The following is a 14,520-nucleotide window of genomic DNA, read 5'->3' as shown; positions in this document are numbered from 1 at the left end:
GGGAGGTCTACGAGCGTGACGAACGTGGTGGTCGGTGTCTCCGCGAGCGGGGTCGGGACGATCGAGCTGGACCGGCCGGACCAGCGCAACGCGCTGAACGTCGCGACCTGCCGGGAGCTCGTCGATGCCGTCGAGGAGCTCCGCAAGGCCGAGGTCCGGGCGATCCTGGTGACCGGGCGGGGGAGCGCCTTCTGCTCGGGCGCGGACTTCGGCGAGGTGTACGGCGAGGGCTTCCGCGACGCCCTCTACGCCGCCCTGGGTGCCGTACACACCGCGCCCGTGCCCGTCGTCGCCGCGGTGAACGGGCCCGCGATCGGCGCCGGGACGCAGCTCGCGATCGCCTGCGACATCCGGGTCGCCGCCCCCGGCGCGGTGTTCGGGCTGCCGACCGCGCGGCTCGGGCTCGCGGTGGACCCGTGGACGATCCGTCGCCTCGAACAGGTCGGCGGCGGCGGGACGGCGCGCGCCCTGCTGCTGGCCTGCGAGCAGATGGGCGCGGAGCTCGCGCACGCCCGCGGGCTGGCGGACCGGATCGGCGAGCGCGCGGACGCCGAGGCGCTCGTCGCGGACCTCGCGACGATGGCGCCGCTGACCCTGGCCTACAACAAGCTCGTGCTGGACCGGGTGGATCTGCCCGAGGACGACGCCGAGCTGGCCGCTGCGTTCGAGGGCTGCTGGGCCAGCGAGGACATCGCGGAGGGGCGGCGGGCGCGGCTGGAGAAGCGTCCGCCGTCGTTCACCGGCCGCTGACACCGCGAACGGAGCAGGCGGCGTCGAACCGTCACTCCCGGTGATCGATTCGACGCGGTATTCCTGAGGGTGACCGCGGCAACCACGCCTTCGGCTGATGGTCGACCGATGGCCACAGACGCCGTCACTCGATCGGCGCGCGGTCGTTGACGTGCGTAGGAGCACCGATCCGGGGTGCACCGACGGCGATCGAGGAGCAGGCAGTGGGCGGGCACGCGCGGCAGAAGCCGGTTCGCCCCGGCGGGGGGCGGCGCCGGGCGGTCGCCCTCGCCGGTCTGGCCGCGGGACTCGCCGTGGTGGCGGGAACGGTCCTCACCGGCGTCGGCACGGCCGCGCCCGGCGGCGACCCGGCCCCCACGACCTCCGCGGACGGCTCCGGCCTGCTGCCCCTGACGAAGGCGCGGGCCGCCGGGTCGGCGCAGGCCGAGCCGCGGGGCTCCACGCCGAGCGGTACCGCCGCGCCCGCGCCCGCCCGCGTCCTCGGGACCCCGTGCACGGCCACCGCACGGGCCTGCGTGGACCGGGACGGACGCCGCGCCTGGCTGCTCGACGCCGGGGAGGTCGTCCGCGGCCCCGTCCTGGTGCAGACCGGGGACGACGAGGATCCGACGCCGCTCGGCACCTTCGGGGTCCAGTGGAAGGCCGAGCAGTACACGAGCCGGGAGTACCTGACCCAGATGCCGTACTCGGTCTTCTTCGCCGACGGCGGCATCGCCTTCCACGAGGGACGCCAGGACACCCCGTCCGCGGGCTGCGTGAAGCTCCTGCACGACGACGCCGTCGCGTGGTTCGACCACCTGGCCGTCGGCGACGAGGTTCAGATCACGTGACGGTCCCCCGAGTTCTGGCGCTCGGCCCTTTCTACGCGGGGTAGAATCGCGACGTGCCGAGTCTGGGTGAGTTGGAACGCGCCGTGATGGAGGTGCTGTGGGCCGCCGATCACGAGTTGACGGCCCGCGACGTCCAGGAGGCGCTCTCCGCGCGTGATCTGGCCACCACCACGGTACTCACCGTCCTCGGCCGGCTGGAGCGCAAGCAGCTGGTGAAGCGGACCCGCGACGGGCGTGCCCACCACTACCGCCCCACCGCCAGCCGCGAGGACCACGTCGCGGAGCTGATGAACGACGCGCTCGACGGCGCGCCGGACCGCGGGGCGGCCCTCGCGCGCTTCCTCGGGTCGATCCCGCAGGAGGAGCGCGCCCGTCTGCGCGACCTGCTGGACTAGCCCGCGGGCCGTACGGCGAGAATGTGCCGATGCCGTTCACCGCGCTCGGCCTGCTGGTGCTCGGCGTCGTTCTCGCCGAGCCGGTCAGCCGCGCGTTCTCCCGGGCGGACTGGCCCCGCCGCGATCCCGTCGGCGCGTTGCTGGTGTGGCAGGCGATCGGGCTGGCCGGCGGGCTGTCGCTGATCGGGTCCGGCGTGGTCTTCGGGCTGTCACCGCTGGGCGCGAACCTGGCCGAGGCGGTTCCGGTGCTGGTCCGGGAATGGTCCGTGGCCCGCTGGCCGGCGGGGCTGGACGTGGTGCACTTCGCGGCGCTCGCCGCGGCGGTGATCGTCGGGGGGCGGCTCCTGTGGGTGCTGACCACGGTGTCGATCCGGACCCTGCGGGCGCGCCGCCGCCACCGTGACCTCCTCGACGTGCTGGCCACACCCTGGCCGGACTCGCCGGGTACCCGCGTGCTGGACCACCCGCTGCCCGTCGCCTACTGCCTGCCCGGGCGCAGCTCGCGGCTCGTCGTGTCGGCCGGGGTGCTGGAGGCGCTGGAGCCCGAGGGCGTCTGGGCCGTTCTCGCGCACGAGCGCGCCCACCTGCGGGAACGGCACGACCTCGTCGTCCTGCCCTTCGTCGCGTGGGGTGCCACGGCGCCGTTCGTGCGGGGGATGGTGTGCGCGCAGCTCGCCGTCGCGGCGCTGATCGAGATGCGGGCGGACGACGTCGCGGCCTGCCGCTCCGAACCGAACCAGCTCGTGGGCGCGCTGCGCACGGTCGGCGGGTCCGCGCCGGCCGCGGCGCTCACCTCGTTCACCGACGCCCTGGACGCGCGGATCGAGCGGATCAGCAGCCATCCCGTGGCGCTGTCCCGACCCCGGCGGGTGCTGGTCCGGCTGGGGGCGATCGCGCTGGTCGCGGTGCCGACTGTGCTGCTGCTCGGCCCGTGAAGCCTGGGTAACGCCGCGCGAACCGCCGGGATGCGGGCGTAGCGTCGTCCCCGTGCCAGTCACACCACCTTCCGACCTCCCCCGCACCCTCGGCGCGCTGCGCGCGTCCGGCCACGAGCTGCGGGGCGTCAAGACCGAGATCCGGGACAACCTCCTGGCCGCCCTGCGCGCGGGCCGCGACCCCTGGCCGGGGATCGTCGGCTTCGAGTCCACCGTGCTCCCGCAGCTCGAACGGGCGCTCCTCGCCGGCCACGACCTGGTGCTCCTCGGCGAGCGCGGCCAGGGCAAGACCCGGCTACTCCGCTCGATCGTCGGCCTGCTCGACGAGTGGACGCCGGTGATCGAGGGCTCGGAGCTGGGGGAGCACCCCTACGAGCCGATCGCGCCGGCCACGATCCGCCGCGCCGCCGAGCTCGGGGACGACCTGCCCGTCATCTGGAAGCACCGCTCGGCGCGGTACACCGAGAAGCTCGCCACCCCGGACACCGCCGTCGCGGACCTGATCGGCGACGTGGACCCGGTGAAGGTCGCCGAGGGGCGTTCCCTGGGCGACCCCGAGACGATCCACTTCGGCCTCGTCCCGCGGGCGCACCGCGGCGTCGTCGCCGTCAACGAGCTGCCGGACCTGGCCGAACGCATCCAGGTCTCGCTGCTCAACGTCATGGAGGAGCGTGACATCCAGGTGCGCGGCTACACGCTGCGGCTGCCCCTGGACATCCTGCTCGTCGCCTCCGCCAACCCGGAGGACTACACGAACCGCGGCCGGATCATCACCCCGCTGAAGGACCGCTTCGGCGCGGAGGTCCGCACGCACTACCCCCTGGAGGTGGCGGACGAGGTCGCCCTCGTCCTCCAGGAGGCCGAGCTCAGCGCCGAGGTCCCGCGGCACCTGATCGAGGTCGTCGCGCGGTTCGCCCGGCACCTGCGCGAGTCCAGCGCCGTCGACCAGGCGTCCGGCGTGTCCGCGCGGTTCGCCGTGGCCGCCGCCGAGACCGTCGCCGCCGCCGCGCTGCGCCGGGCCGCGATCACCGGGGAGGCCAGGGCGTTCGCGCGCCCGGTGGACCTGGAGGCCGTCCCCGCGGTTCTGCGCGGCAAGCTGGAGTTCGAGTCCGGCGAGGAGGGCCGCGAGGAGGAGATCCTCGAGCACCTGCTGCGCCGGGCCGTCGCGGACACCGCGCGGTTCGCGCTCCGCGGCGTCGACCTCTCGGAGCTGGCGGCCGAGGTCGCCACCCGGCCGGTCCGGACCGGCGAGCGGGTTCCGGCGGTCGAGGTCGTCGCGAAGCTGCCGCAGGTCGAGGCGCTGACCGAGGTCGCCAAGCGGCTGGGCGCGGCCGGCACCGAGGACCCGGGCCCGATGGCCTCGGCCGCCGAGCTCGCGCTGGAGTACCTGTTCCTCACCCGCAAGCTGGCCAAGGACTCGGCCGACGACGGAGACACGGTGGAGTATGGCTGATCCCCGGCGCCGCAGGTTCCGGTACGCGTACGGCCCGTACACCGGCGGGCCCGATCCGCTCGCCCCGCCGTTCGACATCCGCGTGGCGATGGACGAGATCGGCCGGGACGTCATGGAAGGCTCCTCGCCGCGGCAGGCGATGCAGGAGCTCATGCGCCGGGGCATGGAGAACCCCCGGAATCGGACACGGGGCCTCGACGACCTGACCCGCGAGGTCTGGCAGCGCCGCCGGGACCTGCAGCGGGACAACCGGCTCGACGGCACGTTGCAGGAGGTCCGCGAGCTCCTGCAACGTGCCCTCTCCTCGGAGCGTGAGGCCCTCGGCAACGAGGACAGCGACGACGCCCGCTTCCGTGAGATGCAGCTCGACGCGCTGCCCAACGACCCGGGCGGCGCCGTGCGCGAGCTGGGCGAGTACGACTGGCGCTCCGCCGACGCCCGCGAGGCCTACGAGGAGATCCGGGACCTGCTCGGCCGCGAGATGCTCGACCAGCGCTTCGAGGGCATGAAGCAGGCGATGCAGAACGCGACGCCCGAGGACGTCGAGCGCATCCGCGCGATGCTCGACGACCTCAACGCGCTGCTCGCGAACCACGCGCAGGGCCAGGACACCACCGAGCAGTTCTCCGAGTTCATGCAGAAGCACGGCGAGTTCTTCCCGGAGAACCCGCAGAACACCGACGAGCTGGCGGATCTCCTCGCCGCCCGCGCGGCGGCCGCCCAGCGGATGCTGAACTCGATGTCCGCCGAGCAGCGCGCCGAGCTGGCGGAGCTGTCCCAGCAGGCGTTCGGGGACCCGCGGCTCGCGCAGTCCCTGGCCCAGCTCGACGCGCAGCTGCAGGGTCTGCGGCCGGGGGAGGACTGGGAGGGCTCCGGCCGGTTCCGAGGGGACAACCCGATGGGCATGGGCGAGGCCACCCGAGCCATGGAACAGCTCGGGCAGCTCGACGCCCTGGCCGAGCAGCTGGCCCAGAGCTACCCGGGCGCGAGGATCGAGGACATCGACCTGGACGCCCTGACGGAGCTCCTCGGCGAGCAGGCCGCCGTCGACGCCCGGACGCTGGCCCAGCTGGAGCGCGAGCTGCAGCGGCAGGGCCTCTTCGAGCGGGCCGCCGACGGGACGTTGCAGCTCTCCCCGAAGGCGCTGCGCCGGCTGGGGCAGTCCGTGCTGTCGGACGTGGTCAACCAGATCTCGTCCCGGCGCGGGGAGCGGGAGACCCGGCGGTCCGGGGCGGCCGGCGAGGCGACCGGCGCGACCCGGCCGTGGGCGTTCGGGGACACCGAGGCCTGGTCCGTGCCGCGGACGCTGCTCAACGCGCAGCTCCGCAAGGCGGGCGGGGACCCGCGGAACCTCGACGTCACGGACGTCGAGGTGGTCGAGACCGAGCAGCGCACCCGCGCGGCGGTGGCCCTGCTCGTCGACACCTCCTGGTCGATGGTGGCGGAGGGACGGTGGGTGCCGATGAAGCGCACCGCGCTGGCCCTGCACCAGCTGATCTCCACGAGGTTCCGCGGGGACGACCTGGCGCTGATCACCTTCGGCCGGCACGCACAGTCCGTCGAGCTGGGGGAGCTGGTCGGGCTGGAGGGGGCGTACGCGCAGGGCACCAACCTGCACCATGCCCTGCTGCTGGCGGGCCGGCACCTGCGCCGCAACCCGGACGCGTTGCCGGTGGTCCTCGTTGTCACGGACGGGGAGCCGACCGCGCACCTCGAGCCGGACGGGGAGGCCTACTTCGACTACCCGCCCAGCCCGTACACCCTGCGGGCGACGGTCGGGGAGCTGGACAAGCTGGCCGGCATGAAGGCGAACTTCACCTTCTTCGTCCTGGGCGAGGACCCGAGGCTCGCGGCGTTCATGGACGACGTCGCGAAACGCTGCGGGGGCAGGATCGTCACCCCGACCCTCGACGGCCTAGGCGCGGAGGTGGTGGCGGACTACCTCAAGACCCGCCGCACCTGACCCGCCACCCGCAAAGCGCGTTGTGGCTCCACAACGCGATATCGGGCGCCTGAAGAACGCGTTGTGGCTCCACAACGCGCTCTTCATCGCTCTCGGAGGCGGGTGCTCGCGGCCTGGATCGTGTCGGCGAGGGCCTTCGCCGGGTCGGTCGGTACGCGGCGCCCGGTCGTGAGCACGAAGACGAACGAGCCCAGCGCCGGCAGCCGGCTGCTCGGCGGGATCGGCACCAGGCCGGCGGGGATCAGCGTCTCCGCGTGCGCGACGACGCCCAGCCCCGCGAGAGCGGCGGCGCGCAGGCCGCTGAGGCTCCCGCTCGTGCAGGCCATCCGCCACGGCCGGCCGTGCTCCTCCAGCGCGGCGATCGCCGCGGCCCGGGAGAGGCTCGGCGGGGGATAGCTGACCAGCGGGACGGCGTCCTCCGGCCCGAGGTGGGCGAGGTCCGGGCCGCCCACCCAGACGAAGCGGTCCCGCCACACCGGGGTCCCGCCCGTCCGGCCGGGGGAGCGCTTGGCGAACAGCAGGTCGATCTCGCCGTGATCGACCATCTGCTCCAGGTTCTCGCTCAGCCCGACCGTCAGCTCCAGGTCCACCTGCGGATGCCGGCGGCGGAACTCGGCGAGGATCGTCGGCAGCCGGGTCAGGACGAGGTCCTCGGAGACTCCGAACCGCAGCCGCCCGCGGACCTGCGCCCCGCCGAAGTGCGCCAGCGCCCGCTCCCCGGTGTCCAGGATCGTGCGCGCGAACTCCAGCATCGCCTCGCCTTCCGTGGTCAGGGCGACGGTGTGGGTGTCCCGCACCAGCAGCGGCCGCCCGGCGACGGCCTCCAGCTTGCGCACGTGCTGGCTCACGGTCGACTGCCGGACGCCCAGCTCGGCCGCGGCCCGGGTGAAGCTCAGCGCCCGCGCGACCGCGACGAACGAGCGCAGCTGTACCGGATCGAGCACGACGCTCATCATAGATCGCGCTGACACTGATCGTGGTGCGCGCGTTTCCGAATCACCGTGGCGCGTCGAGACTGGTGGGGTGCTCGTCCGCCTGAAGAACATCCGAGTCGACCCGTTCCTGCTGATGATCCTGGTGACGGTGGGCGTCGCCGCCCTGATCCCGGCCCGCGGCAGCTGGGCGACCGGCGTCGGCTGGGCCAGCAGCGTCGCGATCGGCCTGTTGTTCTTCCTCTACGGCGTGCGGCTCGCCCCCCGCGAGGCCATCGACGGCCTCAGACACTGGCGGCTGCACGGGACGGTCGTGCTCGCGACCTTCGTGCTGTTCCCGCTGGTCGGGCTCACGGTGCAGTTCCTCCCGGCGTCCGTCCTGCCCCGCGAGCTCGCCCTCGGCGTGCTGTTCCTGTGTTGCCTGCCGTCGACCGTCCAGTCGTCGATCGCGTTCACCTCGGTGGCCCGCGGCAACGTCCCGGCCGCGATCTGCGCGGCGTCGCTCTCCAACCTCGCCGGCATCGTGATCACCCCGGTGCTCACCGCCGTCCTGCTGTCCTCGCACGGCGGGTTCTCCGGCCGGGCGGTGCTCGAGGTCGCGCTACAGCTCCTCGCACCGTTCGTCCTCGGGCAGCTGGTCCGGCGCTGGATCGCGGGCTGGGTGACCGCACACGCGAAGGTCCTCAAGATCGTCGACCGGGGGTCGATCCTGCTGGTCGTCTACGTGGCGTTCAGCGAGGGCATGGTCGCCGGGATCTGGAATAGCCTGTCCCTCGGCGCGCTGGGCGTCCTGCTGGCGGTCGACGTGGCGCTGCTCGGCGTCGTCCTGGCCGTCGCGGCCGTCGTCCCGCGCTGGCTCGGCTTCTCCCGCGAGGACCGGATCACGATCCTGTTCTGCGGGTCGAAGAAGAGCCTGGCCAGCGGGCTGCCGATGGCCGGGGTGCTGTTCGCCGGGACGGGCGTCGGGCTCCTGGTGCTGCCGCTGATGCTCTTCCACCAGATCCAGCTGATGGTGTGCGCCTGGCTAGCGGGCCGGTTCGCCCGGACCGCGCCGGCCGAACCGGTGCCCGCCGCCGCATGAACGACGAGGCATCCAGGACGCCCCCGCCGCGGTGACGTGCGCCCGAACGACCGGAGCACCCCTCCCGAGCATTTAGGGTGGACGTATGCAGACTTGGGCCCCCGTCGACCTCCCCGCGCTGGACGGCAGCGGACCGCCGCTCCGCCTGTACGACACCTCCACCGGCCGGGTCCGCCCCACCGCCCCGGGGGCGACGGCGACGATGTACGTCTGCGGCATCACCCCCTACGACGCCACGCACCTCGGCCACGCCGCCACCTACCTGGCGTTCGACCTGGTCAACCGCCTGTGGCGGGACCTCGGGCACGACGTCGCCTACGTCCAGAACGTCACCGACATCGACGACCCGCTGCTCGAGCGGGCGGCCCGGGACCAGGACGACTGGGTGGTTCTCGGCATGCGGGAGACCGCGTTGTTCCGCGAGGACATGGAGGCGCTGCGCGTCCTGCCGCCGCGGTACTACATCGGTGCCGTGGAGGCGATGGACGAGATCTCCGAGCTCGTCGGCAAGCTCCTCGCGTCCGGCGCCGCCTACCGCGTCGACGATCCGGAGTTCCCGGACGTCTACTTCGACTCGTCGGTGACCGGGCGCTTCGGCTACGAGTCGAACTACGACGAGGCCACCATGCTGAAGCTCTCCGCCGAGCGCGGCGGGGACCCGGAGCGCCCCGGCAAGCGCAGCCCGCTGGACCCGCTGCTCTGGCGGATGGTCCGCGAGGGCGAGCCGAGCTGGGCGTCGGACCTCGGCGACGGCCGCCCGGGCTGGCACGTCGAGTGCGCCGCGATCGCGCTCAACCGGCTGGGCAAGCAGATCGACCTCAACGGCGGCGGCTCGGACCTGATCTTCCCGCACCACGAGTGCGGCGCCGCGCACGCCGAGGCCTTCACCGGCGAGCACCCCTTCGCCCGGCACTACACGCACACCGGGATGATCGGCCTCGACGGCGAGAAGATGTCCAAGTCCCGGGGCAACCTGGTGTTCGTCTCCAAGCTGCGCGCCGCCGGGGTGGACCCGAACGCCGTCCGCGCCGCGCTGCTGTCCGGGCACTACCGCACGGACCGCGCCTGGACCGACGACCTGCTCACGACCGCCGAGCAGCGGCTGGCGCGCTGGCGCGAGGCCGTCTCGCTGGAGGCCGGCCCGGACGCGGCGGAGCTGGTCGCGAACCTGCGCACGCACCTCGCGGACGACCTGGACACCCCGCGCGCGCTGGCCGCCGTCGACGCGTGGGTGGACGAGGCGCTCACCCGCCGCGGCACGGACGCCGGCGCCCCGGCGCTCGCCCGGACCGCGATCGACGCCCTCCTGGGCATCGCACTCTGACGGGAGGGCTCTGATGGCCCGCAACGTGCTCGGTGGCGAGCTCGCGACGTGCGGCACGGACCCGATGACCGGGTTCTACCGCACCGGCTGCTGCGACACCGGCGGCGAGGACCAGGGCGTGCACACGGTGTGCGCGCAGGTCACCGCGGAGTTCCTGGAATTCAGCCGCGAGCAGGGCAACGACCTCTCGACGCCGAAGCCGGAGTACGGGTTCGCCGGGCTCAGCCCGGGGGACCGCTGGTGCCTGTGCGCGGACCGCTGGGCCGAGGCGCTGCGCGCGGGGGTCGCGCCCCCGGTGGTGCTGGAGGCGACGCACGCCCGGACGCTGGAGTGGGTGGACCTGAGCGACCTCAGAGCGCACACGAGCCAGGGCTAGGGCCTGTCCTGGTCCGCAGCTCCGGGACAGGGTCGGGGCAGTGCGACGGGCACGACGGCGGCCAGCAGCGCCGCCGGCACCAGGAACCCGGTCAGCGGGTCCGCGTGGTAGATCGGCGGGATCGCGGCCGGCGTCGCCGAGCTCCCCACGAACCGCAGGGCCTGCACGACGGAGACCGCGCCCCCCGCGTTACCCCCGCCCGAGCCCAGGACCAGCGTGTTCACCCCGACCAGGATCAGCTGGCTGGGCACCCCGGCCAGCGTCCAGCACACCACGACCAGCCACACCGCGGGTGCGAGCCCGACGCCGACGAGCAGCACCGCCCCCGTCAGCGCGCCGATCACCACGCACCGCCGCGGGCCGAGCCGGTCCACGCCGCCACCGATCAGCCGGGCGGTGAGGATGCCGGCGACGCCGAGCCCGGTCAGCGCGAGCCCGCGCGGCCCGGCGTCGAGGGCGAACGCGTCCTGCAGGCGCAGCGCGACGAGGAAACCGAGCCCGCCGAGACAGCCGAATCCGATCGCGGCGACCACCCCGGCGCGCACGACGTCGGGCCGCCAGGCGCTGCGCAGGGTGGGCCGCGGGCGCGCCTCGGCCGTGCTCCCCACCGTGGGCACCCCGATCGCCGCCAGCGCCAGGGCCACGACGCCGAGTACCACGAAGGCCAGCCGCCAGTCCACCTCGGCGGCGAGGCCGCCGATCAGCGGTGCGGACGTCTGCCCGGCGGACTGCAGGGACCCGAACCAGCCCAGCGCGCGACCGAGCCGGCTGGGCTCGACGGCCCCGGCCAGCGCCGCGAGCAGCAGGGGAGTGGTGAACGCGTTGGCGACGCCCTGCCCGGCGCGGGCCACCAGGAAGGTCTCCCAGGTGGGCGCGAGCAGGCAGCCCACCGTGGCCGCGGCGTACACGAGATAGCCGACGACGACGGTACGGCTGCGCCCCCAGCGCTCGCCGAGCGTCCCCGACGCGAGCATGACCAGCGCGAACGGCAGCATGTAGGCGGTCAGCGATGCGGAAGCCGCGCCCGGGGAGACCCCGAACGTCGCGCCCAGCTCCGGCAGCATGGCGACGGCGATCCCACCGCCGAAGGGACCCAGGTAGGCGCCCGCGTACAGACCCGCCCGGCGCATCGCGCCAGGGGAATCGCTCATGCGTCCCCGGGACCGCCGGTCCCGCGCCGGCGCAGGTAGCGCTCGAAGTCCGCGGCGATCTCGTCCCCGCTCGCCTCGGGCAGCTCCGTGGCCTGTTCCTCTTCCTCGGCCTGCTCCTCGAGCTGGCGCACGTACTCGCGCACCTCGTCGTCCGCCTCGGCCATCTCGCTGACCGTGCGCTCCCACTCCTCGGCCTGCTCGGGCAGGGCCCCGAGGGGGACCTCGACGTCCAGGGCCTCCTCGACCCGGTGCAGCAGCGCCACCGCCGCCTTCGGCACCCGGGCCTGGGACACGTAGTGCGGCACCTCGGCCCAGTACGACAGCGCGGGCACCCCCGCCTCGACGCAGGCGTTCTGGAAGACCCCGACGATGCCCGTCGGTCCCTGGTAGGTCGACGGCTCGACACCCATCCGGCGGGCGGATTCCTTGTCGTAGGACGTGCCCCGCACCGGCGTCGGCCGGGTGTGCGGGACGTCGGTCAGCATGGCGCCGAGGGTGATGACCTTCGTCACGCCCAGCTGCTCGACGAAGCCCAGCAGCTCCTCGCAGAACGACTTCCAGCGCAGGTTCGGCTCGATCCCGTTCACCAGCACGACGTGCTTGCCGCTGCCCGGCAGCTTGGCCATGGACAGCCGCGTCGTCTGCCACTCGATCCTGCGCGTGACCCCGTCCGCCATCCGGACCAGTGGGCGTGTGACCTGGAAGTCGTAGTAGTTCTCGGGATCGATCGAGGCCAGCGGCTCGGCGTCCCAGCTCAGCTCGAGATGCTCCAGCGCGGTGCTCGCCGCCTCACCGGCGTCGTTCCAGCCCTCGAAGGCCGCGATGAGCACCGGGTCCACGAGGTCAGGAAGCTCGGAGGGCGTGCCCGCCACCCCCGGTCTCGGCTCTCGATCGTTCATCTGTCCACCCTACGGCCACGGGCGGCGCGGCGACGTACGCAGTCCCCGGGCGGCTACCCTGCATTCCGTGTCAGCCGTGAACGCAGCCGCGTCAGATCACGCCTTCGACACCACGCTCCTCGAGACGCTCGAGCAGCGCGTGGTGGTCGCCGACGGTGCCATGGGCACCATGCTCCAGGGGGTCGACCTCTCCCTCGACGACTTCGCGGGGCTCGAGGGGTGCAACGAGATCCTCAACGACACCCGCCCGGACGTCGTGCGGGACATCCACCGCGCCTACTTCGAGGCCGGCGCGGACGCCGTCGAGACCAACACCTTCGGGGCGAACCTGCCCAACCTCGCGGACTACGACATCCCCGAGCGGATCCGTGAGCTGGCCGCGAAGGGCGCCACGCTGGCCCGCGAGGTCGCGGACGACATGGCCACCGCGGAGCGGCCGCGCTACGTGCTGGGCTCGATCGGCCCCGGCACCAAGCTGCCGACGCTCGGCCACGAGACCTTCGTCAAGCTCCGGGACGCCTACGTCGAGACCGGGCGCGGCCTGCTGAGCGGCGGCGCGGACGCGTTCATCATCGAGACCTGCCAGGACCTGCTCCAGGTCAAGGCCGCCGTGCTGGGCGTGCAGCAGGCGATGAGGCTCGAGGGCCGCCGCATCCCGATCATCACCCAGGTCGCGATGGAGACCACCGGCACGATGCTGCTGGGCTCCGAGATCGGCGCCGCGCTCGTCGCGCTGGAACCCCTGGGGATCGACCTGATCGGCCTGAACTGCTCCACCGGCCCCGCCGAGATGAGCGAGCACCTGCGCACGCTGTCGAAGCAGTCGCGCATCCCGCTGTCGGTGATGCCCAACGCCGGCCTGCCGATCCTGGGCCCGAACGGCGCGGAGTACCCGCTCGACCCCGACGGGCTCGCCGAGGCGCTGGCGACGTTCGTCCGGGACTACGGCCTGCGGCTCGTCGGCGGCTGCTGCGGCACCACGCCCGCGCACGTCACCGCCGTGGCCGAGGCGATCCCGCAGATCACCCCCGCGGCGCGGAACCCGCGCCCGGAGCCCGGCCTGTCATCGCTCTACGCCCCGGTCCCGTTCCGCCAGGACACCTCGGTGCTGATGATCGGGGAGCGCACCAACGCGAACGGCTCCAAGGCCTTCCGCGAGGCGATGCTCGACGAGCGCTGGGAGGACTGCGTCGGGATCGCCCGGGAGCAGACCCGCGAGGGCGCGCACATGATCGACCTGTGCATCGACTACGTCGGCCGGGACGGCGCCCGAGACATGACCGAGCTGGCCTCGCGGCTGGCCACGGCGTCGACGCTGCCGGTGATGCTGGACTCCACCGAGCCCGAGGTGCTGCGGGCCGGGCTGGAGCGGCTCGGCGGCCGCTCGATCGTCAACTCGGTGAACTACGAGGACGGCGACGGCGAGGGCTCCCGGTTCCAGCGCACGATGGCGCTGGTCCGCGAGCACGGCGCCGCGGTCGTCGCGCTCTGCATCGACGAGGAGGGCCAGGCCCGCACCCGGGAATGGAAGGTGCGCGTCGCGGACCGCCTCATCCGGGACCTGACGACGAACCACGGCATGCACGTCGAGGACATCGTCGTGGACACCCTGACCTTCCCGATCACCACCGGGCAGGAGGAGGTCCGCCGCGACGCCCTCGAGACGATCGAGGCGATCCGCGAGCTCAAGCGCCGCTACCCGGACGTCCAGACCACGCTCGGCGTCTCCAACGTGTCCTTCGGCCTCAACGCCGCCGCCCGCCAGGTGCTGAACTCGGTGTTCCTGCACGAGTGCGTGAACGCCGGCCTCGACACCGCGATCGTGTCCGCGGCGAAGATCCTGCCGATGTCCAAGATCCCGGACGAGCATCGCTCGGTCGCGCTCGACCTGGTCTACGACCGCCGCCGCCCGGCGACGGCGACGGCCGGGGCCTACGACCCGCTCAACCGGTTCATGGAGCTGTTCGAGGGCATGACCGCCTCGTCGGCCCGCGCGGGGCGGGCCGAGGAGCTCGCCGGGCTGCCGCTGTTCGAGCGGCTCGAGCGGCGGATCGTCGACGGCGAGCGCAACGGCCTCGAGGCGGACCTGGACGAGGCCATGGAGTCCCGCCCGCCGCTGGAGATCATCAACGACACGCTGCTCGCCGGGATGAAGACCGTGGGCGAGCTGTTCGGCTCCGGGCAGATGCAGCTGCCGTTCGTGCTGGCCTCGGCCGAGGTCATGAAGACGGCGGTCGCGTACCTCGAGCCGCACATGGAGAAGGCCGACGACGACCAGGGCAAGGGCACCATCGTGCTGGCCACGGTCAAGGGCGACGTCCACGACATCGGCAAGAACCTCGTGGACATCATCCTGAGCAACAACGGCTACACGGTCGTCAACCTGGGCATCAAGCAGCCGATCGCGACCATCCTGAGCGCCGCGCAGGAG

At 73.3% G+C, this 14,520-nt stretch carries 13 protein-coding genes; 10 read left to right on the top strand and 3 right to left on the bottom strand.

The features are described 5' to 3' along the window. The first annotated feature begins 15 nt into the window (after positions 1-15). The 6 genes from JWP64_RS26340 (at position 16) to JWP64_RS26315 (ending at position 6,326) form a co-directional block, all read left to right on the top strand. Complete coding sequence (locus JWP64_RS26340) at positions 16-750, top strand: enoyl-CoA hydratase (RefSeq protein WP_297502439.1); 735 nt, start codon at positions 16-18, stop codon at positions 748-750. Between the two features lie 203 nt (positions 751-953). Then, entirely contained in the window at positions 954-1,580 is a 627-nt protein-coding gene (locus JWP64_RS26335) for a L,D-transpeptidase (protein ID WP_297502438.1), read from the top strand. 53 nt (positions 1,581-1,633) lie between these two features. Then, positions 1,634-1,975: a BlaI/MecI/CopY family transcriptional regulator gene (locus tag JWP64_RS26330; RefSeq protein ID WP_297502436.1), complete on the top strand. Its 342-nt coding sequence runs from the start codon at positions 1,634-1,636 to the stop codon at positions 1,973-1,975. A 29-nt stretch (positions 1,976-2,004) separates the two neighbouring features. Beyond that, entirely contained in the window at positions 2,005-2,910 is a 906-nt protein-coding gene (locus JWP64_RS26325) for a M56 family metallopeptidase (RefSeq protein ID WP_297502435.1), read from the top strand. A gap of 52 nt (positions 2,911-2,962) precedes the next feature. Next, complete coding sequence (locus JWP64_RS26320) at positions 2,963-4,363, top strand: ATP-binding protein (protein WP_297502434.1); 1,401 nt, start codon at positions 2,963-2,965, stop codon at positions 4,361-4,363. Then, entirely contained in the window at positions 4,356-6,326 is a 1,971-nt protein-coding gene (locus JWP64_RS26315) for a VWA domain-containing protein (protein WP_297502432.1), read from the top strand. The genes JWP64_RS26320 and JWP64_RS26315 overlap by 8 nt, the downstream gene beginning before the upstream one ends. An 83-nt stretch (positions 6,327-6,409) precedes the next feature. Here the strand turns inward: JWP64_RS26315 and JWP64_RS26310 are convergent, their stop codons facing one another. Further along, a complete protein-coding gene (locus tag JWP64_RS26310; protein WP_297502431.1) occupies positions 6,410-7,279 on the bottom strand; it encodes a LysR family transcriptional regulator in 870 nt (289 codons plus the stop codon). A 70-nt stretch (positions 7,280-7,349) separates the two neighbouring features. Between JWP64_RS26310 and JWP64_RS26305 the strand changes: the two genes are divergently transcribed. The 3 genes from JWP64_RS26305 (at position 7,350) to JWP64_RS26295 (ending at position 10,039) form a co-directional block, all read left to right on the top strand. Further along, entirely contained in the window at positions 7,350-8,339 is a 990-nt protein-coding gene (locus JWP64_RS26305) for a bile acid:sodium symporter family protein (protein ID WP_297502430.1), read from the top strand. 85 nt (positions 8,340-8,424) lie between these two features. After that, complete coding sequence (gene mshC / locus JWP64_RS26300) at positions 8,425-9,663, top strand: cysteine--1-D-myo-inosityl 2-amino-2-deoxy-alpha-D-glucopyranoside ligase (RefSeq protein ID WP_297502428.1); 1,239 nt, start codon at positions 8,425-8,427, stop codon at positions 9,661-9,663. A 13-nt stretch (positions 9,664-9,676) separates the two neighbouring features. After that, positions 9,677-10,039 (top strand): DUF2237 domain-containing protein, encoded by a 363-nt coding sequence (locus JWP64_RS26295; RefSeq protein WP_297502427.1) that lies wholly within the window; start codon positions 9,677-9,679, stop codon positions 10,037-10,039. Here the strand turns inward: JWP64_RS26295 and JWP64_RS26290 are convergent. Then, positions 10,036-11,190 carry an MFS transporter gene (locus tag JWP64_RS26290; protein WP_297502425.1) on the bottom strand — a complete coding sequence of 385 codons (1,155 nt, stop codon included), beginning with the start codon at positions 11,188-11,190 and terminating at the stop codon, positions 10,036-10,038. The genes JWP64_RS26295 and JWP64_RS26290 overlap by 4 nt on opposite strands. Beyond that, entirely contained in the window at positions 11,187-12,089 is a 903-nt protein-coding gene (locus JWP64_RS26285) for a PAC2 family protein (protein WP_297502423.1), read from the bottom strand. The genes JWP64_RS26290 and JWP64_RS26285 overlap by 4 nt, the downstream gene beginning before the upstream one ends. 76 nt (positions 12,090-12,165) lie before the next feature. Between JWP64_RS26285 and metH the strand changes: the two genes are divergently transcribed. Further along, positions 12,166-14,520: methionine synthase (metH, locus tag JWP64_RS26280; RefSeq protein ID WP_297502519.1), on the top strand; the 2,355-nt coding region annotated here is incomplete at its 3' end.

This window comes from Pseudonocardia sp., assembly GCF_025465255.1.
Taxonomy (GTDB): domain Bacteria; phylum Actinomycetota; class Actinomycetes; order Mycobacteriales; family Pseudonocardiaceae; genus Pseudonocardia.
The sequence above is the reverse complement of the archived record's forward strand: the minus strand, read 5'-3'. Positions and strand labels throughout refer to the sequence as shown.